Below are 21358 nucleotides of genomic sequence, written 5' to 3'. Positions count from 1 at the left end.
GTTTTATAGTATGCGAAATATACTTAGATTTGCGAACAGAAAAATAAAGTAATAATCAGAAACTTTAAATATTTATTATGGACAAAAAAAGAGTTTACACTTTTGGAAACGGCCGGGCAGAGGGAAAGGCTGACATGAAGAATCTGTTGGGTGGAAAAGGTGCCAACCTTGCAGAAATGAATCTTATAGGAGTTCCGGTTCCTCCGGGCTTCACAATTACGACAGAAGTTTGTACCGAATATTATGAAATGGGTCAGGACAAAGTCGTTGCTTTATTGAAAAACGAAGTAGAACAGGCCATCGCTCACGTAGAAACGCTGATGCGTTCCAAGTTCGGTGATGTGGAGAACCCTTTGTTGGTCTCTGTACGTTCGGGTGCACGTGCTTCCATGCCGGGCATGATGGATACTATCTTGAACTTAGGTCTGAATGATGAAGTGGTAGAAGGCTTGACACGCAAAACCGGCAATGCACGTTTTGCATGGGATTCTTACCGCCGCTTCGTTCAGATGTATGGCGACGTGGTGCTTGGCATGAAACCGGTAAACAAAGAAGATGTAGATCCGTTCGAGGCCATTATTGAAGAGGTGAAACATGCCAAAGGCGTGAAGTTGGATAATGAGCTCGAAGTAGAAGATCTCAAAGAATTGGTGAAAAAATTCAAAGCCGCAGTCAAAGCGCAGACAGGTAAGGATTTCCCGGCTTGTGCTTACGAGCAGCTATGGGGAGCCGTATGTGCCGTGTTCAATTCTTGGATGAACGAGCGTGCCATTCTTTATCGTAAAATGGAAGGAATACCTGATGAATGGGGTACGGCTGTCAGTGTTCAGGCCATGGTGTTCGGCAATATGGGAGAAACCTCGGCTACGGGTGTTTGCTTCAGCCGCGACGCAGCAACCGGCGAAGACCTTTTCAACGGTGAATATCTGATTAATGCGCAAGGTGAAGATGTGGTAGCAGGTATTCGCACTCCGCAGCAGATTACAAAAGTCGGTTCGCAACGTTGGGCGGAACTGGCCGGCGTGAGCGAGGAAGAGCGTGTAAGCAAATATCCTTCCATGGAAGAGGCCATGCCGGAAATCTATAAAGAGTTGGATGCGTTGCAGACCAAGCTCGAAAACCACTACAAGGATATGCAGGACATGGAATTCACCGTACAGGAAGGTAAACTCTGGTTCCTCCAGACACGTAACGGTAAGCGTACCGGTGCCGCTATGGTGAAAATTGCCATGGATTTGCTTCGTCAGGGAATGATTGATGAAAAAACGGCATTGCTTCGTTGCGAGCCGAACAAACTGGATGAGTTGCTTCATCCGATATTTGATACAAAGGCTCTGAAGCAAGCCCAGACTTTGACCCGTGGTTTGCCTGCATCTCCGGGTGCTGCTTGCGGGCAGATTGTATTCTTTGCAGATGATGCCGCCGAATGGCATGCTGCCGGCAAAAAGGTTGTGATGGTACGTATTGAGACTTCTCCCGAAGACTTGGCCGGTATGGCAGTTGCCGAAGGTATCTTGACTGCTCGTGGAGGTATGACCTCGCATGCGGCCGTAGTGGCTCGCGGCATGGGTAAATGCTGTGTATCGGGTGCGGGAGCGTTGAATATCGACTATAAGGCACGTACAGTAGAGATAGATGGCGTTCTCCTGAAAGAGGGTGATTACATTTCTTTGAATGGTAGCACAGGCCAAGTATATAATGGTAAGGTAGAAACAAAGGCTGCCGAACTTTCCGGTGACTTTGCCGAGTTGATGAATCTGGCTGATAAATATACTAAACTGCAAGTTCGTACCAACGCCGATACTCCGCACGATGCAGAGGTGGCACGCAACTTCGGTGCAGTGGGAATCGGTCTCTGCCGCACAGAACACATGTTCTTTGAAGGCGAGAAGATTAAAGCCATGCGCGAGATGATTCTTGCAGAAGATGCCGAAGGACGCCGCAAGGCTTTGTCTAAGATTCTGCCGTACCAGCAAGCCGACTTCAAGGGTATCTTCAAGGCTATGGCCGGATTCCCGGTAACTGTTCGTCTGCTCGATCCTCCTTTGCACGAGTTTGTTCCTCACGATTTGAAAGGTCAGCAAGAGATGGCCGATGCAATGGGAGTGAGTCTGCAATATATTCAGCAACGTGTTGAATCGCTTTGCGAACACAACCCGATGCTGGGGCACCGTGGTTGCCGTTTGGGAAATACATATCCTGAAATTACCCAGATGCAGACGCGTGCCATCTTGGGTGCAGCCTTGGAGTTGAAGAAAGAAGGCGTTGAAACGCATCCTGAGATTATGGTGCCGCTGACCGGTATCTTGTACGAATTTAAACAACAAGAAGATGTCATTCGTGGCGAAGCCGCCAAGTTGTTTGAAGAAGTAGGGGATAGCATTGATTTCAAGGTCGGTACTATGATTGAAATTCCTCGTGCTGCTCTGACTGCCAACCGTATTGCTTCTTCGGCAGAGTTCTTCTCATTCGGAACGAACGACTTGACTCAGATGACGTTTGGATATTCACGTGACGATATCGCTTCTTTCCTTCCTATCTATCTGGAGAAGAAGATTCTGAAAGTCGATCCGTTCCAAGTGCTCGACCAAAATGGCGTAGGACAGTTGGTACGTATGGCCACGGAGAAAGGGCGTGCCATCCGTCCGGATTTGAAATGCGGTATTTGCGGCGAGCATGGTGGAGAACCTTCTTCAGTGAAGTTCTGCCACAAGGTGGGATTGAATTATGTCAGCTGTTCTCCGTTCCGTGTGCCCATTGCACGTTTGGCGGCGGCGCAGGCTGCGATTGAAGACTTGAACTGAAATAGAAGTATCTGAAAAATAGATATAACTGATAATCTGTAAGTTGAAGGGATTTGCTCTTGAGGCGAATCCCTTTTTTCTATGCTGTAAAACGTGTGATTTGTGCGCTTGTTTATTCAGAAATAATGGGCGGATGCCGGAAAGATCTGCCAGTTGCATGTATGGAAAAGCCAATCAACTTTGACCCTTTTGGCCAAACAGAATTTGCCCCCTTTGGGCACAATAGAATTGACCCTTTAAAAGTCCTGGTGATAGGGGTCAATCTTATTTTACCCTTTTAAACTTCTCGGTTATTCTTTGATCTTAATTTACGCATACTTTCACCATTCAGTTCTATGTTATGAGCCGTGTGGATGATACGGTCAAGGATGGCATCGGCAATGGTCGGGTCTCCTATCATATCATACCAGTTGGACGGGGGATACTGCGAGGTGATGATGATGGATTTCCTTTCATGCCTGTCTTCAATGATTTCAAGCAGTATGGGACGTTCCTTTGCATCAAGGGGTACGAGGAACAGGTCATCGAGGATGAGCAACTGACAGCGTTCTATCTTTTTGAGTTCTGTTTCAAGCATCCCTTTAATCTTGGCGACTTTTAGTATACCAAGCATTTTGGGTGCATTGGCATAGAGTGTTCTGATTCCTCTTTTACACGCCTCGTGGCCTAAGGCGCAAGCCAGATAGCTTTTGCCCGTACCTGAAGAACCTGTAATGAAAAGATTCTGTCCTTTGTGTACAAAGTCAAGAGTAGCAAGACGTTCCATCTGATTACGGTCCAGCCCTCTGTTTACAGCATAATCAATCTGTTCGACATAGGCCTTGTATCGGAATGCTGCATTCTTGGTAAGCCTTGTGATGGCAGCCTGGGCACGATAGTCCCATTCGCGTGCAAGGAGCATGGAAAGGAATGTATCGGCTGTCATTGACTGTGTAGTGGTCCCGGCAAGGCTTTCCCGGAAGGCCTCTGCCATACCGTGTAATTTCATTCGGTTCATCAGCTCCAATGATATGGTATTCTGATCTTGTTGCCCCGTAATAGGAGCTGTTTTATTGTTTGTTTGCATATGATATCGTTTTTATTGTCCTGACTTTTCTTTTTGGTAGTATTCACTTCCACGTATATTCTTGTGTTTCAACGGAGTGATAGGAATTGCATGAGGCTGTATTGTTCCGTCCTCATCGGGAAGGAAGTCGGCATCTTCTCCCAATCCCAGCACCTCTCGTAAGGCTTGGTAACCGTATTGCAGCTTCTGGTCTGCGCATGCGCATGCTGCGATGAGACGGTCACGGCCGTATTTCTTTTCCAGAGCCAGAATGCCCCGACATGATCTGAACGCTTTTGGGGGATATTGCATGGTTCGTTCCACTTCACGAAGATAATTCAAAACGATATTATCCATTTCTGAGGCTTGCCGGAAGAGTTCATCCAGATCCTTGTCATAAGGGCCGTAGTGCCCAGGCAAGTTGTGCTCCTTTTCCATGAATAGGTATAGGGAATATCACAGCGGCCGTGTGTGGCAACAAGATTCATACCACAATAGATTTCCACCGTGTCGGCATCGTAGAGCATCGTTACGCGTCTTCCTACATATTCTCTCGGAACGCTGTAATGGTGCTTGAACAACGAAACATAAGAGTTCTTGCCAACGGTCATTACTTTCCTCTCCTTCACTATGTAACGTTGCTGGGGAAGCGGACGGAGATAGTCTTTTTCGCCACGCAGGAACATTTCCCTGCGCGACATTTCCCGACCGGCCATCACCTTCCCATTGAACTTCTGCAAGGAAACACGGATGGCGGCATTGAGCTCATCCAGACTTGTAAATGTCATTCCTTCTATTTCAAAGTAAACGGATCGGTAGAGCAGCTTCACCGCATTTTCAACCAAGGCCTTGTCCTTGGGATGGCGCACACGGGCGGGATAGACAGCGCAACCGTAGTGTTCGGCGAAGGCGGCGAAATCCTCATTGATGACAGGCTCGTTACGGTCGCTTCTCGTTACGGCAGCCTTCAAGTTGTCGGGTACAATGGCCGCAGGAACACCTTCAAAATAATACATGGCATTCTCGCACCCCCTTATCAAATCTTCCTTGCGTTGAGACCATACGGCCTCGCAGTAGGTGTAATGGCTGAACGGAAGGATGGCAACGAATACCTCGGACTTCTTCGTCTCGCCCGTCATCTCATCGACAACTTCAAGTTTGTCGCCGGCAAAATCAACATACATCTGGTCTGCGGAATAATGCTCTACATGACCGACAACCTTGATGCGAAATCTGTATTCGCGGATAATCCGCTTGAAAGATGATAGCCCATAGCCGTCAGGATACGCAGCATGATACTTCTTGAATAATTTTCTCACACTCATCCCTTTACGTGATAATTGAGATACATAATCGGGAAGCAACGCTTCCAATTCAACCCTTTTGGAAGAAGGTTCACGATGACGGAGCGATGTATTACCGAATATCTCATCCAGCTGCCTATCGGAATAAGTAAGGAGCTCTTCGATACTTTTACCGCTTGAAAGAAAATGGCGGACATACTTACGAACCGTGTTACGGGAAATACAAAACGTACAAGCCATTTCTTTGATTCCCATACCTGAGGCATAGCATCTTAAAATGCTTTTAATTCTTTTATTCATATATGTAGATTTTATGGTTAACCCGTTACACCAGGACTCGGGTGTCACAAATCTACATAAAAATCAATGGCCACTGTTACCTAAGGGGGGTATTCTTATTTGAGCCAAAAGGGTCAATTTTATTGTGCCCAAAGGGGGCAAAAACGTTTGGCCAAAAGGGTCAAAGTTGATTGGCTTTTCCATGCCGTAAGTATCATACTGGTGGTTGCCCATCTCTATTGGTATTGCTATGAAGCCATCAAACTATGGGGGCTGAACATCGGTGTGGTGGACAGGATACTGATGAATTTCCATCGCACGGCGGGACTATTTGGAAATATGCTTTACACCAAGCTCTTTGCGCTGGTACTGATGGGGCTTTCCTGTTTGGGTACAAAGGGCGTGAAAGAGGAGCATATCACTTGGTCGAAGATATGGGCATTCATGGACGCCGGCTTTGTCTTTTTCTTCCTCAATTGGTGGATACTTGCCTTGCCACTGCCCATAGAGGCGAATACGGCTCTCTATACTTTTACGATAACCGTAGGCTATGTTTGTCTGCTGATGGCGGGACTCTATATGAGCCGACTCTTGAAGAACAACCTGATGGAGGATGTCTTCAATCAAGAGAATGAATCCTTTATGCAGGAGACAAGACTTTTGGAGAACGAGTACTCGGTCAATCTGCCGACCCGATTCTATTACCGCAAGAAATGGAACAGTGGCTGGATAAACGTGGTCAATCCTTTCCGTGCGGTCTCCGTCTTGGGAACGCCGGGCAGTGGTAAGTCCTATGCCATCATCAATAATTTCATCAAGCAGCAAATCGAAAAAGGTTTTGCCATCTACTGCTACGACTTCAAGTATCCCGACCTCTCCACGATTGTTTACAACCATCTGCTGCATCACTCGGAAGGATATAAGGTCAAACCGAAGTTTTACGTGATCAACTTCGACGACCCTCGTCGGTCGCACCGCTGCAATCCGATACACCCCGATTTCATGAGCGACATTTCAGATGCCTACGAGTCGGCGTACACCATCATGCTCAACCTCAACAAGACGTGGGTGCAGAAACAAGGAGATTTCTTCGTGGAGTCGCCCATCGTACTCTTCGCCGCTATCATTTGGTATCTCCGCATTTTCGAGGGAGGGAAATACTGTACCTTTCCGCATGCCATAGAGTTTCTCTGCCGCAAGTACGAGGATATTTTTCCGATACTCACCTCATATCCTGAATTGGAGAACTATCTTTCTCCTTTCATGGACGCTTGGCTCGGAGGGGCGGCTGACCAGTTACAGGGGCAGATAGCTTCCGCCAAGATTCCCTTATCGAGGATGATAAGTCCGCAGCTCTATTGGATTATGACAGGAGATGATTTCACACTCGACATCAATAATCCCAAGGAGCCTAAAATCCTATGCGTAGGAAACAATCCTGACAGACAGAATATCTACGGAGCGGCATTGGGATTGTATAATTCGCGTATCGTCAAGCTCATCAATAAAAAAGGGATGCTGAAAAGTTCCGTGCTCATCGACGAGCTACCCACCATCTATTTCAAGGGGTTGGACAACTTGATTGCCACCGCACGAAGCAACAAGGTGGCGGTATGCTTGGGCTTTCAGGACTTTTCGCAACTGAAGCGCGATTATGGAGACAAGGAAGCTGCTGTAGTGATGAATACTGTCGGAAACATTTTCTCCGGACAGGTGGTCGGCGAGACGGCAAAGACTTTATCGGAGCGTTTCGGAAAGGTGCTTCAAAAGCGACAGAGTATGAGTATCACCCGCAGCGACAAAACGACCTCCATATCCACGCAGATGGACAGCCTTATCCCACAGAGTAAGATTTCCACGCTCACACAGGGAATGTTCGTAGGAGCGGTCGCCGATAACTTCTCCGAACGTATCGAGCAGAAGATATTCCACTGTGAGATTGTGGTGGACAATGCGAAAGTTGCAAAGGAAACGGCTGCTTACCGCCCGATACCCATTCTGACAGACTTCACGAATGAAAACGGAGAGGATATGATGGAGCAGGAAATCAAGGCAAACTATGACCGTGTCAAGACGGAGGTGCGGGAAATCGTGGAACGGGAGTTGCAGCGGATTGCCGATGATCCGGAACTTTCCAAACTACTCAATACCAAGAAATAACGGTTGTTTTTCTTGGCTCTAAGGCAGAATTTTTGTATTTTTGAACACGCTAATTGATTACACTATGAATTGTTTTGATCATACTAAAGAACCGGCGGTAGCCCAATGTTCCGATTGCGGAAAAGGGCTGTGTCCTGAATGTGCGGAAAGGTATCAGCCGATACTCTGTACACCTTGTTTTCAGAAAAGAAAACGTAGTGAGATTTGGCGAAGCATCTTCAGTCTGCTGTCTCTCATCGCCTTGTTTGTCATAGGTTTCAGATGGAATTTCTTGGCGACCAAAGGTTTTGAGGATATGAGATGGATGTCCGGATATGTGCTGATGGCGATATGGTCGGGCTATCTCTTTGTGGAAAAGTACATTCCTTATAAGATGATGGCTGGGACAAATGGGCAGTGGATTGTTTACTATATTGTCAAACTGCTCCTCTTTGTCGTCATAGGAGTCTTCACCGCACCTTTCACCTGCTTGTGGGCAGTGTTCAGGGTAATAAAGGCTTTTCGGTAAGAGGCGGCAAGAATAACATCTATAAAGAAGAAAGAATATGAGTACGCACAATATACCACTCACATCGGCAGAATACCTGAGTTTCAAGGAAGAGATAACAAAGCGAATTCGCTCTGCACAATACGAAGCGTTGAAAGCCGTCAATAAGGAGATGATAACTCTCTATTGGGAGATAGGCAGGCGCATTACCGAACAGCAGAAGGCACTCGGATGGGGAAAATCTGTTGTGGAAAACCTCTCACAGGACATTCAAAAAGAGTTCCCCGGAATCAAGGGCTTCGGAGTTTCCAATATGTGGGACATGGCACGCTTTTACGCTGAATATCAAACGAATGAAATTCTCCAACCATTAGTTGGAGAAATCAGTTGGTCGAAGCATATCGTCATTCTGACCAAATGTAAGGAGACGCAGCAAAGGCAGTTCTACATCTTGGCGACCAAGAAATACGGATGGACGAAAGACGTGCTGATACACAAAATAGAATTGAAAACGTATGAGAGTTTCCTGCTCGGACAGAGTAACTTTGATACTACGCTACCTGAAAATATCCGTAACCAAGCCGTCCTCGCCGTAAAGGACGAATATATGTTGGATTTTATCGGATTGAGCGAGGAACATTCGGAGTATGAGTTGGAACAGGCTATCATCAAGAATATCCGCTCTTTTCTGATGGAGTTCGGAACGGACTTTTCGTTTATGGGAAACCAATACCGATTGGAGGTGGATGGCAGGGAGTACTTCATCGACCTGCTGCTATACAACCGTCGCCTGCAGGCAATGATAGCCGTGGAGCTGAAAATCGGTGAGTTCAAGCCTGAGTACAAAGGGAAGATGGAGTTTTATCTCAATGTCCTGAATGAGACGGTTAAGTTGCCGCATGAAAACCCTGCCATCGGCATCATCATTTGCAAATCCAAAAGCAGGACGATTGTGGAATATGCCCTCAAGACTTCGGCAATGCCCATCGGTGTGGCGACATACAGCCTTTCACCCGAACTGCCCGAAGCCTATAAGGAACTGCTTCCGGCATCCGAGGATATAGCCAAGAAATTGGAACTGCTTATCAAAGAATAAGACAGGAGGGTGTGTCAAAATAGACACATCCTCTTTTTTTGCACAAAGCCCCGACTTTCTCAAGCCAGGGCTTTGCTATTTCCTAAAGTTTTTGTAACTTTAGGCATACAAAATTACGTTATGTCAAAGTTACACTTTCGCCCTTACACTTGCAACCAAACGGTGCTTTTTCCACAACGGCTTGATGAAAATATTGCGGAGAACGACCCTGTCCGCATGGTCAACGCCATTGTTGACGGTCTTAATTTGGATAATTTCCGCAAGCTCTACAAGGAAAGCGGTCGTAGTCCATACCACCCGAAGATGATGCTCAAGGTTATCCTCTATGCCTATATGAATAATATCTATTCTTGCCGCAAGATAGAGCAATTGCTCCTGCGTGACATACACTTCATTTGGCTTGCAGGATATGAGAAACCTGATTTTATTACTATCAACCGATTCCGTAATCGTGTCAAGGACGAACTCAACAATGTATTTACCCGGTTGGTTCTTCTGCTCGCGGAGCGTGGCTTTGTAACGCTCGATGTGGAATATATCGATGGTACGAAGATAGAGTCAAAAGCCAACAAATACACTTTTGTATGGCGCAGGACAATAGAAAAGAATCGCACTAAACTGATAGAGAAGATACGCATCCTCCTGCAGCAGGTCGATGATACCATTGCGCAAGAGAAATCCTCGGAGAAAGAGCATGTGGAGTTCACGCCCGCAACATTGAGCGAACTGTCTGCCGAACTTAGAGAAGCCCTTGCCACGCCCCCTGCCGCTACCACCAAAGAAGAGAAAGCACAGTGCAAGAAAAAGGAGAAACAGATAAAGGAACTGGATAAGTACCGTGAGAAACTGCAGGAGTATGACAGCCGTCTTGAACAGATTGGCAGTCGCAATTCCATGTCCAAGACAGACCCTGACGCCACGTTCATGCACATGAAAGAGGATGCCATGAACAACGGGCAGACCAAGCCCGGCTATAATCTCCAGATAGCGACGGAGAACCAGTTCATCACCGACTTTGCCCTGTTTCCCAATCCCACCGACACGCTCACGTTTATCCCCTTTATGGATTCTTTCTTCCGGCGCTATCACCGTCATCCTTCCACCGCCGTTGCCGACTCGGGGTACGGCTCGGAGGAGAACTACCGTTTCATGGAGGATGCCGGCGTGGAGGCATACGTCAAGTACAACCGTTTCCACATGGAACAGCGTCCACATTATACACCGGCCCCGTTCCATCAGGACAGCCTGTACTATAATAAGGAGGAGGATTATTACGTCTGTCCCATGGGGCAGCACATGGAGCGCGTCGGGACAACCCGTGGAAAGACCGCAGGCGGATACCTCACCGAAAGCGCACGCTACCGGGCGCAGAACTGCAAAGGATGCCCGCTCAGATGCAGATGCTACGGGGCAAGGACGGACAGACGCATCATGGAGGTCAACCACAGGCTGAACGAATACAAGGGAAAGGCACGGGAAAGGCTCACTTCCCGGGAAGGCATCAGGCACAGGGGACGGCGGTGCATTGAACCTGAAGCCGTCTTCGGACAGATGAAGTTCGATATGGCATACCGACGCTTCCGGCACTTTGGAAAAGACAAGGTTTTGATGGACTTTGCCTTCTTCGCCATGGCCTTCAACATCAAGAAAATGTGCGCAAAGATGCTCAAGGGGGGGATATCGGGGCTGTCAGACGCATTTACAGCCTTGATTTGTGTCCTGATACGCCTTTTCCGGCCCAATGGAGGCCGTCATGGAAGAAAAACAGAGTTGATTGCGGCATAAGGGAAATCGAGCAGGGAAGACGCGAAAAAACAAAAAAAGAGGATGTGTCTATTTTGACACACCCTCTTTGATTTACCGTTTCTTGAACTTTCCGCCTTTCAGGTCACTCTCCACCATACGCTTGTTCAGCTCCTCTCGGAGTTCATCAAGAAAATAGGTGCGGCTGTCATCCTTGCGGCGTTTCATGTTCATATAGACATTGTAGCAGTTCTTGATTTCTATACCAAAGATTTCGGAAAAGGCATCTGCCAATTCTTCTATACCGATTTCACCATCGTTGATACAGTCACAGGTATCAAGTGCGTAGAGTAGTTCCACTAAGTCGGTTGCCTTAGCTGTCCAACGAATACAGAAGGAATTGGATCGCAGATTCGGAGGTGATAAAGATAAAACTCCTTGCATTCGCATATACCATAATTCTAACTCCTTGTCAATGACGTATAGCAGCTCTGATACATTTTTTCCCCATCTCCGTTGTTAATCCGCTCTTTTCGCAGATTGTTTGCAAATGGAAACGAGTGTAACAAAGAGTCCGAAACAAAGAACGTGGTTCTTTTTCTGTTTCGCTTAATCTTATTACGTCTTTGATAAAACTATCACAAACAGCCCTCATTTGGATTGCTGTCAAATCATTTGAAATTAGTTGTTCAAACGCTGTTGTTTGTATGAGTCTTTTCATATTGTAAACAATAAAATGAATGAAAGGCAAACTATCCAAGAAATGCTATTAAGAGAATTAGATATATCTTCTCTAAAAAGACATTGGACAGTTTGCCTTACTTTGCCTTACTACAAACAGAAATATAATCAGAATAGATTATTCTCCGAAATAGTGCATTTGCCAAGCCTGTCCTTCCGTCGTAATCACAGCCTTGCCGCTTGCCGTATTTGTTTTAGGGTCGTATATGTATATGCCTTTGTCTTTCTCGTTCATGTTACCAAACAGAACCTTGTCTTTGTACTTCTCAATGGCAACCGAATATCCACTGGAAACAGGGATGTTGATTCGCTTCATCGTCTTGGACTTTAAATCCATCATTACGGGAACACAAGCCAAGTCAATGTGTCCTATAGACTGGTTACTTTCCTTGACGAACACATAGGCGCATACTTTGCCATTCCCAATATATCGGCATGCAGGAATATATTTAGGACTGACAGAGAATCCTTCTAAATGTTGTTTACTGATAACCCAATGATAACTGGGATCGAACTCTGTCGTTCCTTTCTTGATTCGCAAGAATCCTGCATCTATTGGTTTATATCCGAATCCTCCCATGCAGGCAATGTAAATATCCCCTTGCTCATCCATAAAGATTGTCTTGCGGTCAATAGGACGGGATGGGAAAGCGATGCCGCTACTTTTTTCCGTAATGACCTTCTCAAGTTTATCTGTTTTAGTATCAATAACAGCCATGTCTGAATAAGGTCGCTTTTCTGAAGGTAGCCAATATTCACCCACCATCGCATCCAAAGCGACAAATAGCACTCCATCTCGGATAATCATTGCACCGAGACTTGGATTCTTGACAATGGTTCCATTCTCATCCTTCAGGTCGGGAATACAGCCGTTGAGATCAATCTCCCCGATTTGCTGCATGGTGGTTGGATTGAATACCAACAGTTTGCCCAACGCCTGCAATGATACATAAGCCTTATTCTCGTTGAGAATCTCCATGCAAGCGGCGGAAGCTTGTGGCGGAAGAGGGAGTTTTCCTGCTGGTTCGAGTTTACCGTTATTACGGTTGTACTTGGACAATTCTGGCTTGTCTCCGCCCATATAAGCGGGGAATACATAAATGCTATTTTTATGCCCGAACATTCCAGACATGAATCCTCCATAGAAAGCATTTGCATTGTCTACATGCTTGGCTTCTATACCATCAAGCAGTTTTACATGAACGGTTCCTGATTTGCCGTCAGGATTCACCATATTGAAGGAAACGGCGATGTCTCCTTTTAACTGTTCCGGGGTAGGATTTGGATTATCCTTGCTGCATCCCACAAAACTAAGCATTGCACAAGCTGCAAGCGTGAATTTGAAAAGGTTGTTTTTAATCATAACTTAAAATTTTATATGAAACAATTGAGTTAAAACATCTTCTAACGATGTACATATCGAATTTTTAATCCGAAATTTCTTCCGGGGAGGGGGCGATTAAACTCCGACATAATCTTTGCGTTTGTCAGATTGTTAATGTAGCCGGAGATAAAGAGCCGTTCATTCCAAAGACTATGTTCAATTCCTAAATTGACAGTAAAGGAGGTGGGAATTTTTCTTTCCTGATAATTACTTTGCTTGAAATCGTAGTAATATTCGTGGATATATGAAAAATCGGTCATTATTCGTGTGTTCTGCCCTTTACCTCCAAATAGATTTTCTTTGTGGAACTCCAGTCCTCCATTCATCATCAAAAAGGGGATGTTGGGCATTCTGTTTCCTTTGGTAGGATTGGGATTTTGAGTTAGTGGTTCATATTTTCTTGTGTCGCGCAAGTCTTGATAGGTTATATTTCCATAACCATATAGCCAACGGTTAATGTCCACTTTCATTTCATACTCTATTCCTGTCATTTTCATTTCTCCAAAATTCTCATAATGGGAGCGTATCGGACCTCCGACAAATCGGATCATATCTGTCAGATAGGTATAAAAGCCGTTCAATTCCATCTGAAAATTATTTCCGCTTGAGTTTGTCTGATTAAAAATCAAACCGATATTGGCACTTTTGCTATGTTCCGGTGTCAAATTTGTAGAAGGTTCTATCACCCATCCATCACCCAGCAGTTCTTCTTCAGAAGGCAGGCGTACGTCATAAGAAAAACTCCCTTTTAGGAAGAGAGAGGGGAACAATCGGTAGCGCAGACTCTCACTGACACCAAAATCATGCTTTTTACAATGTATCTGTTGGTAGCGCTCTTTCTCATTCAACGGATTCACAACTGTGGTGTGTGTATTATAGAAATAATGTTTGGCTGCCAATACATTCATCAAACGATTGTTTCTTGTTTTGTATTCATAAGACAATCCATGCGTAGCACTTGTCATATGCGTATCGAAGCTATTCTTGTATCCTAAAGCAGCATCTCGCACGTCATCTTTAGGAATGCCATAAGCATAATTAAAAAGAGAATTGAAGTTTAATGTGTGCTGTTGGGCAAACATGTAGTTCAGATTTATTTTACTCATAAATCCATGTTTCCGATTCTGTGCGTGTGATGGATAGCGTCCGACTTCTCCTCCATATGGAGAAGGACAAGGAAACGGAGTTCCATCAAATTGATAACGAATCGTAGCCGTATCTACAAAAGATGTATTGCCATACGAATACATGAAGTCCGATTTTAAGTCCAAATTCATTAGTAGAAAATCCGTTTTGTCCAAATGGAGTTTGCCCATATAACTCTTCGTATCTGTATGAGCTTGTCGAATGTCATATTCTATCCCTTGAATTTGCTTCTGATTATGAATGCGTCCCATTTCGATTTCAACCTCATCGAACCACCACTTGAAAGCTTTCATTCCAAAGCCTGTGAGTAACTTTTTGTACTGATCGTGGTTACGCTTGATTTTTAAGTTGTCATAATAGGGGGAGTCCATCATATAATTATTGTCAGAATAAGTATATCCTATCCCAATCCCAAATAAAAGTCCCAACTTTTCCTCATTATGCTTAATAACGGAATTAAACTTATGCGTATTGAATGACGAATATCCGTAAGCAATGTCGTAATAACCGGGAGGAAACTCTTTCAGAACAATATTTATCGCTCCTCCTACGGAGCTTCCGCCTAACCATGCAGGTACAATACCCTTATAGATTTCAATTCTTTCTATCATGTCTAAAGGAAAATCATTTATATCGGCGTAGTCGCTATTCTCATTCATGGGACGACCGTCAACGAACACCCCGATACGCTTTCCTTCAAGTCCTCTGACAGATATTCTCGCCGAACTTCCTTCACCGCCTCCGTTCCTTACCGTAACACCTACAGTTTTGGCGAGTATTTCGTTGGCATTGCTTACAGTGCCTTGTAAGTCCTTTGCTGGAATTACGGAAACGGGAATTGTCGATTCTCGCATCCTTTGCTCCTTGCTTTTCCCCACAACGACTACTTCCTGCAAAGAGGAGGACGTTTCTGTAAGAAAGACAGTAATCGGTTTTGTAATCTTTCGACATTCCAAAAGCTTTTTCTCTTCCTCGTAGCCAATATAGGAGAAGAAAAATTCATGTTTCCCTACGGGTAGTTTTAGTGTAAATTCTCCCTTGCTGTTCGTTGCTGTTCCGTTTTTTTGTATCTTGCAATATACAGAAACTCCTTCCAATGGAATTCCTGTTTTTTTATCCTTCACAACTCCACAACACTCATAAAGATCTTCATTTGATTGTGCCATAACCATGCTTTCAACAAACGTCAAAGCAATAAAAATCAATGAGACCCGGTAGACCCAAGAGAGTTGTTTGGCAATACTATTTCTTCTCATTGTCGTTTATTTCTTAGATTGGAGCAGTACCATTTGTTTATATATACCATCTTGATTTATCAGTTCATTATGATTTCCGCATTGTACGACACGCCCAGCCTCAAGAACTACGATCTTATTGGCATTTGATATCGTACGCATTCTATGAGCTATAATAATTACGGTTTTGTTTTTTGTCAGGCAGGATATCGCTTCTTGGATTTTGGTTTCATTTTCGACATCCAAAGAGGCGGATACTTCATCAAGCAATATAATGGGAGCGTCTTTTAACAATGCTCTGGCGATAGATATTCTCTGTCTTTCACCTCCGGAAATCGTGGTTCCATTTTCGCCGACAATCGTATCAATACCATTCGGTAGACGCTTTATAAACTCATCACATCCTGCAGCATGTGCGGCATCCATGATTTCTTTGTCTGTCGCATCCTTTTTTCCTATTCTAATGTTTTCTTTCAGAGATGTATTAAAAAGGGTCACATCTTGAAAGACGATAGAATAGTATTTCAGCAATTCCTCTGAATCAAAATCCTCCACACGAATGCCTCCAATGGTAACTGTGCCCGAATTGGCATCCCAGAAACGGGCTGCTAACTTTGCAACTGTACTTTTACCGCTTCCAGACGGACCGACCAATGCTGTAACTTCTCCTTGTTTGGCAGTAAAGGACACATCTTTCAGAATCGAATCAGTTTTATTGTATCCGAATGTTACATCCTTAAACTCTATTTCAAAATGAGTAGGAGTAATATTCCGTGCAGTATCTTGAATGGGATAATTGATAATCTCATTCATTCGGGTTATTTGGCTATTCACATTTGTGATATGTGCAATGTATTCGAATATGGAAATAACTGGATCAAATATTCGGGAAGCGACTATCAGATACATAAAAAATAACATTGGCGATATTTCTCCTTTTGTCAATAATGCTGTTCCAACAATGACTAAAGTTACGAGTCCCAATTTCAAAACTAACTGAGCAGAATTAGCGATGAGTGCCCCTAATAAGTTAGATTTTATTTGGGTTCTTTCTGCTATTGCTAATTGTTCGTCCAATCCATCCAAATAACGTTTTTCTCCATTGGCAGACTTAATTTCGTGTATACTTTCCAATCCCTCTTGAAGCAAATCTGAGGTTTTCCTTTTCTCCTCAAAATGCACATGATTGTATTTCTTTTGAATCTGTTTGGTTCCTAATATCAAAATAAATGCTACCGGTATAACCCACAACAAAGACAACGCCAGTTGCCAACTGGTTATAAACAGAGGGATAGACATTATAATAAGAGCAATGGTAGAACCGAATAATTGGGGGATGGCATGTGAAAAAGCCTTCTCCAAATCTGCACAATCTGACATTATTGTATTGGTCAAATCGGATAAATCTTTTTTACCGAAGAATGAAAGGGGTAGGCGACGCAGTTTCTCTGCAAGGTGAATACGTCTATTGGCACTTTCATAGTAAGTGCTGACATAAACACTTTTGTATTGAGCTTTGGCGACTACTCCCATTACAAATAACAATAGTATCCCAGTTCCGACATAAAAGATTATAGGGACTTCAAAATGATATATATCTTTAGATAAGTATTCAATAGTAGTAGTCAGAACATAAACTACAAGACCTATTGGCAACATGAACGAAAGGTCTAACAGAGCCGACAACAATGTTCCTTTCAATAACTGGACAGCTCCTTTATTTGTTAGTGCGAACTTTTTTTCTAAATATTTTAGCATGATTATTTTATCTTATATTTTCCAACTAATTGATTTTTGATATTCTGCCCACATACTTGCATACACACCATTTTGTGCTACCAAATCCGAGTGCGTACCCGTCTCTTTTATCTCAGAGTCTTTAACTACAATGATGCTATCTGCGTCTTTGATAGTGGATAGCCTATGAGCAATTGTAAGTACTGTTTTATCTTGTGTTATTGCGGAAAACGCCTGCTGGAATAGATGCTCATTTTCAGGATCGGAAAATGCCGTTGCTTCATCAAGAATGATGATAGGTGCATCTTTCAGTATTGCCCTTGCGAGAGAGATTCGCTGTTGTTCTCCACCGGACAAGTAAACTCCCTTTGTCCCAATAATAGTATTCAACCCATCAGGCATTTTTTCTATGATGTCCTTACACTGGGTTATAGCTAAAGCTTTATTGACTTCCTCTATTGTCGCATTGGGCTTAGCATATCTTATGTTATCCAATAAACTCATCTTGAATAACTTCGAACTTTGAAAAACGAAAGTAATGTAGGACATCAGGTTTTTGCTCGAAATATTCCGAATGTCAATACCGCCAATTTTAATACAGCCTGAATTGACATCAGCAAAGCGAGGTATAAGTTTGGCTATGGTTGATTTTCCTCCGCCCGAAGCTCCTACCAATGCTACCGTTTTTCCTTGCGGAATGGTAAAGCTGACATTGTTTACAGCTTGTTTCTTTTTTTCTTGAGATTGATCATCCGTATATGAGAAACTCACATTTTCAAAGGTTACGGAAAAGTCCGTAGGAATATACTCTTTATCTGTCGCAACTTCTTGTAGTGTAGGATGAGACAAAAGATTTCCAATTCTGTCTATTGCTTCTCTTGCAAGACTGGCAGCTTCTCCTAAATGCATTATCTTATTCATTATAACGACACATAGGGGAGTGAATATCACATAGAAAATAAAGGGATTGATTAGGGCTGCACTTGAATATCCTAGTTTTAGCAATAGGACAAACAGGAAAACAAAAGCTATGGACATACCTTGTATTGATAGAATGAACCCTCGCATAGGATTACAGCAACTCAATGCATATTTATATGCCCAATCCCTATATCTCAAAATGGCATCGTGAAATCCTTTGAATGAGAAAACAGATTGCTGGAATGTTTTTACCACAGGTATTCCTCTGATATATTCTACCGCTTCCGTATTCATGTCTTCAAGAGCATTCATATATTGTCTCATACTATTGCTTTTTTCTCCTCCCATCATACGTTTGATGAAAAAGGCACTCAAAAGCAATAAGCAAAGAGTTACAACTCCGAATCTCCAATCGAAAACAAATAAAGCGACAATAAAAACAATAGGCATTGTTATTGCTGCAACTAAATCCGGTAACTGATGTGCCACAAAACTATGTGTGATACTCACGTTGTCATCAATGATTTTGCGTATTTTCCCTGTTGTGTTCTGATTGAAGAAAACAAGAGGAAATGAAAGAATTCTCTTCATAGCCTGATATCTCATTTCCCGTTCTATTCGAAAAGCACCCAAATGGGAAAAGGTAAGAGATAGAAAATAGAAAAAGATTCCACCGCAGGCGAAAGCTAAGGCAGAATATGCATATTGACTGATTACGGAAGGATATTCCCCTTCGTGTATGTGAGAAATTACCTCATCTATAATGTAATATATATATAGATAAGGGAACATGCTACACACGGCACTCAATCCCGAAAGAAACATTGCAATGGGAATGAATGATGCCTTTTCTCCTGCATAACGCTTTATAGCGTCAAATAAATTTTGATTCATGACAGTATGTTATAAGTTTCAATTTTTATATAGGACGATTTCTTGATTTTGTACTAAAAAATAAGAGTCTGATTTCTCAGACTCTCATTAAATACTTCCATCCGGCTTTCGTATAACTCGAATAGGTTTCCGAAAATGTTTGTAGCTTCTCTTTGGGAATTTTTCGATGAAGAATAAATTCCTTTATGACTGAAACCTGTATTGCCGCATACACATGCATAAAAAATGGATCTATACTTGAATTTATCTTAGGATAAATCTCTTTCATTCTACGAATATACTCTATCCCCATAGCTGTGAATTTTTGAATTAACACCTCTGAATAATTCTCGAAAGAAGAACCTCTTGCTCCAAAAAACAAAAGATATAACTCATCGCTATTTTGAGAAACTAAGGGTGAAAAGTGCCATAAAATAGCATCGTTATGATGTTCTTCCTCAAAAAAACACTTGTTTAGCTTTGATGCTGTATTGTGACTATCTATTAGTTGTTGAATTTGTTCTACTACAGGATATAAGACATCATGGAATAGCTCATCTTTAGTCTTGTAGTAATAGTATATATTCCCTAAAGCCATTCCCGTAATAGCAGAAATGTCCCTCATAGAAACTTTTTGGAAGCCTCTTCTAAGAAATTCTTTCTTTGCCAAGAGAAGTAATCTCTCTCTCGTTTGATTGTCTTTACTCATAGCGAATAGTACAACGTCTTAATTTCGTGCAAAATTAAAGCATCTATCAGTTTCTCGCAATACCAAAAAATGGGTATTTTTCAATTTCATGTTTACGTCTTCTGAATATTATAGGTACGCAAAAAGGAGAATTTCCAACATAAACATATAGATAGGCAATTCTTCCTAAAAAGCCACTTCTATCCATATCAACGCCACAAGTACGCAGTTATCTCCAACTGCTAACACACACGGTTTCTTTGGTTTACTTTTGTCCGTGCACCGCTGTTGGTGCCATTAAATACATTATAATATGGACGAAAAAATCAAAGACCAAGAAGTCCTTTTGGTCAAAGATCAGAAGGGCGAAAACCTCAAAGCCGTCACAGGTACGGACGAGAAAGGCGAGCTGAAAACCGTTCCGCCTACCGCCGAGCATGAACAGAGCTTCCTGAAGTTCGACAAGCACAGCAATGCGCTGGAAAACTTCCTCTCTAACTTCATGCGGCAGTTCAAGCACCCCACACCGCTGAACTTCTTCAAAGTGCCTTTTGAGAGTGCCGTTGCCAGTGCACGTGTGCTCTCGGAGATGCTTAAAGCTCCGGAAGTCCCCTCCAATAAAGAGATGCTGGACTCCGCCCGTGTCAATCCTTCGGACTATGCAGGCGAGCAGAAACAGTCCTTCCAAGGCATTGACCCCGACAAGGTGAAATGGGAACAGTTTGAGCAGATGGGCATAAGCCGTGAGAGTCTGGAAAAGGGCAAGCATCTTGATGACCTGCTTCAATACCGCAAGACTCCGCTTGTTCCCATCAGCATCAAAATCGGCGAAGTCTCCCTCTACACCGATGCCCGTCTTTCCCTGAAAGCCTCCGGAGACGGTATGTTTATCCCCGTCGTCCACGCCATCCGCAAGGAGTCGCAATTGGAGCGCGAGTTCTTCGGGCATACCTTCACCGACGAGGACAAGAAAGCCCTCAGAGAAACGGGCAATCTCGGTCGCACCGTGGAGTTGACCTTCCCCGGCAAGAACGAACCGACCCGCAGCTTCGTAAGCATCGACCGCCTGACGAACGACATCATCGCCTTGGGTGCCGACCGGGTACGAATCCCCGATGAAATCAAGGGCGTGAAGCTGACCGATGAGCAAAAAAAGGAACTCTCGGAAGGAAGGAGCATCTATGTAGAGGGCATGACCTCCAAAACGGGAAAGCATTTCAATGCCAACCTTCAATTCAATGCCGACAAGCGGTCTATTGAATTTCGTTTCGGCTCTCCCAAGCAGGAACAACGCCAAAGGCAAGCCCCCGAAGGGCAGGAACAGGCAGAGCCACAAGAATTGCGTGTTCCCAAGAAGATGCTGGGAAGAAACATCTCTCCCGAAGAGCAAGCGAAACTCAAAGCAGGTCAGACGGTCTATATGACCGGGCTTATCGACAAGAAGGGAGAGCCTTTCAATGCCTATGTGCGTCCGAACTTTGAGAAAAACAAGTTCGACTTCCTCAAATGGAACCCCGACAAGTCCCAAGCCAAAGAGATTACTCCCGATAATGCTTCCCGTACGCAGGTCGCCGTCAATTCCGAAGGCAAGACCAACGAGGCTACCAAGCATGTGAAGGAGCCGCTCAAGCAGGGACAGACAGAGCCTACCACGGGGCAGGAACAAAAGCAAGAAGAGAAAAAGCGTTCCAAGGGAATGAAAATGTAATCCGCCA

The 21358-nt window shown here is 43.9% G+C and carries 13 protein-coding genes and 1 pseudogene; 6 read left to right on the top strand and 8 right to left on the bottom strand.

All coding sequences use genetic code 11. From position 1 onward, the window contains the following. The first annotated feature begins 77 nt into the window (after window positions 1-77). The gene (gene ppdK, locus C3V43_RS04635; protein ID WP_106068789.1) at window positions 78-2804 is read left to right on the top strand and encodes a pyruvate, phosphate dikinase; all 2727 of its coding nucleotides are present in this window, start codon (window positions 78-80) and stop codon (window positions 2802-2804) included. Window positions 2805-3081: 277 nt separating this feature from the next. Here ppdK and istB read toward each other — a convergent pair whose 3' ends face one another. Next, window positions 3082-3870: an IS21-like element helper ATPase IstB gene (gene istB / locus C3V43_RS04625; protein ID WP_106068784.1), complete on the bottom strand. Its 789-nt coding sequence runs from the start codon at window positions 3868-3870 to the stop codon at window positions 3082-3084. A 12-nt stretch (window positions 3871-3882) separates the two neighbouring features. After that, window positions 3883-5453, bottom strand: a pseudogene (gene istA / locus C3V43_RS04620) (IS21 family transposase). 147 nt (window positions 5454-5600) lie between these two features. On the opposite strand from istA, the gene mobC reads away from it, so the two are divergent. The 4 genes from mobC to C3V43_RS04600 all read left to right on the top strand — a co-directional run bounded on the left by mobC (window position 5601) and on the right by C3V43_RS04600 (window position 10960). Next, complete coding sequence (gene mobC / locus C3V43_RS04615) at window positions 5601-7592, top strand: conjugal transfer protein MobC (protein ID WP_106068788.1); 1992 nt, start codon at window positions 5601-5603, stop codon at window positions 7590-7592. 304 nt (window positions 7593-7896) lie between these two features. Continuing rightward, a complete protein-coding gene (locus tag C3V43_RS15090) occupies window positions 7897-8100 on the top strand; it encodes a permease of the drug/metabolite transporter (RefSeq protein WP_211815600.1) in 204 nt (67 codons plus the stop codon). A 37-nt stretch (window positions 8101-8137) separates the two neighbouring features. Then, entirely contained in the window at window positions 8138-9175 is a 1038-nt protein-coding gene (locus tag C3V43_RS04605) for a PDDEXK nuclease domain-containing protein (protein WP_021662848.1), read from the top strand. 120 nt (window positions 9176-9295) lie between these two features. Next, the gene (locus C3V43_RS04600) at window positions 9296-10960 is read left to right on the top strand and encodes an IS1182 family transposase (protein WP_106068183.1); all 1665 of its coding nucleotides are present in this window, start codon (window positions 9296-9298) and stop codon (window positions 10958-10960) included. A 72-nt stretch (window positions 10961-11032) separates the two neighbouring features. Here the strand turns inward: C3V43_RS04600 and C3V43_RS04595 are convergent, their stop codons facing one another. The 6 genes from C3V43_RS04595 to C3V43_RS04565 form a co-directional block, all read right to left on the bottom strand. After that, window positions 11033-11368 (bottom strand): RteC domain-containing protein, encoded by a 336-nt coding sequence (locus C3V43_RS04595; RefSeq protein ID WP_043895889.1) that lies wholly within the window; start codon window positions 11366-11368, stop codon window positions 11033-11035. Between the two features lie 409 nt (window positions 11369-11777). Continuing rightward, window positions 11778-13022 carry a DUF4374 domain-containing protein gene (locus C3V43_RS04585; RefSeq protein ID WP_106068787.1) on the bottom strand — a complete coding sequence of 415 codons (1245 nt, stop codon included), beginning with the start codon at window positions 13020-13022 and terminating at the stop codon, window positions 11778-11780. A gap of 41 nt (window positions 13023-13063) precedes the next feature. Further along, window positions 13064-15445, bottom strand: a complete 2382-nt coding sequence (locus tag C3V43_RS04580; protein WP_106068786.1) for a TonB-dependent receptor — start codon at window positions 15443-15445, stop codon at window positions 13064-13066. Window positions 15446-15451: 6 nt separating this feature from the next. Further along, window positions 15452-17182 carry an ABC transporter ATP-binding protein gene (locus C3V43_RS04575; RefSeq protein ID WP_021662851.1) on the bottom strand — a complete coding sequence of 577 codons (1731 nt, stop codon included), beginning with the start codon at window positions 17180-17182 and terminating at the stop codon, window positions 15452-15454. A gap of 12 nt (window positions 17183-17194) precedes the next feature. Next, window positions 17195-18976, bottom strand: a complete 1782-nt coding sequence (locus C3V43_RS04570) for an ABC transporter ATP-binding protein (RefSeq protein WP_021662852.1) — start codon at window positions 18974-18976, stop codon at window positions 17195-17197. Window positions 18977-19052: 76 nt separating this feature from the next. Beyond that, the gene (locus C3V43_RS04565; RefSeq protein ID WP_021662853.1) at window positions 19053-19664 is read right to left on the bottom strand and encodes a TetR/AcrR family transcriptional regulator; all 612 of its coding nucleotides are present in this window, start codon (window positions 19662-19664) and stop codon (window positions 19053-19055) included. A gap of 292 nt (window positions 19665-19956) precedes the next feature. Between C3V43_RS04565 and C3V43_RS04560 the strand changes: the two genes are divergently transcribed. Continuing rightward, window positions 19957-21351, top strand: coding sequence for a DUF3945 domain-containing protein (locus C3V43_RS04560; RefSeq protein ID WP_106068785.1), 1395 nt, complete (start codon window positions 19957-19959; stop codon window positions 21349-21351). Window positions 21352-21358 lie beyond the last annotated feature (7 nt).

Source organism: Prevotella heparinolytica (assembly GCF_002998535.1).
Lineage (GTDB): Bacteria > Bacteroidota > Bacteroidia > Bacteroidales > Bacteroidaceae > Bacteroides > Bacteroides heparinolyticus.
The sequence above is the reverse complement of the archived record's forward strand: the minus strand, read 5'-3'. Positions and strand labels throughout refer to the sequence as shown.

Excerpts from the sequence above, each read along its gene's own strand:
- ppdK (WP_106068789.1), top strand. The coding sequence starts at position 78 with ATGGACAAAAAAAGAGTTTACACTTTTGGAAACGGCCGGGCAGAGGGA.
- istB (WP_106068784.1), bottom strand. The coding sequence starts at position 3,870 with ATGCAAACAAACAATAAAACAGCTCCTATTACGGGGCAACAAGATCAG.
- C3V43_RS15090 (WP_211815600.1), top strand. The coding sequence starts at position 7,897 with ATGTCCGGATATGTGCTGATGGCGATATGGTCGGGCTATCTCTTTGTG.
- C3V43_RS04605 (WP_021662848.1), top strand. The coding sequence starts at position 8,138 with ATGAGTACGCACAATATACCACTCACATCGGCAGAATACCTGAGTTTC.
- C3V43_RS04600 (WP_106068183.1), top strand. The coding sequence starts at position 9,296 with ATGTCAAAGTTACACTTTCGCCCTTACACTTGCAACCAAACGGTGCTT.
- C3V43_RS04595 (WP_043895889.1), bottom strand. The coding sequence starts at position 11,368 with ATGCGAATGCAAGGAGTTTTATCTTTATCACCTCCGAATCTGCGATCC.
- C3V43_RS04585 (WP_106068787.1), bottom strand. The coding sequence starts at position 13,022 with ATGATTAAAAACAACCTTTTCAAATTCACGCTTGCAGCTTGTGCAATG.
- C3V43_RS04580 (WP_106068786.1), bottom strand. The coding sequence starts at position 15,445 with ATGAGAAGAAATAGTATTGCCAAACAACTCTCTTGGGTCTACCGGGTC.
- C3V43_RS04575 (WP_021662851.1), bottom strand. The coding sequence starts at position 17,182 with ATGCTAAAATATTTAGAAAAAAAGTTCGCACTAACAAATAAAGGAGCT.
- C3V43_RS04570 (WP_021662852.1), bottom strand. The coding sequence starts at position 18,976 with ATGAATCAAAATTTATTTGACGCTATAAAGCGTTATGCAGGAGAAAAG.
- C3V43_RS04565 (WP_021662853.1), bottom strand. The coding sequence starts at position 19,664 with ATGAGTAAAGACAATCAAACGAGAGAGAGATTACTTCTCTTGGCAAAG.
- C3V43_RS04560 (WP_106068785.1), top strand. The coding sequence starts at position 19,957 with ATGGACGAAAAAATCAAAGACCAAGAAGTCCTTTTGGTCAAAGATCAG.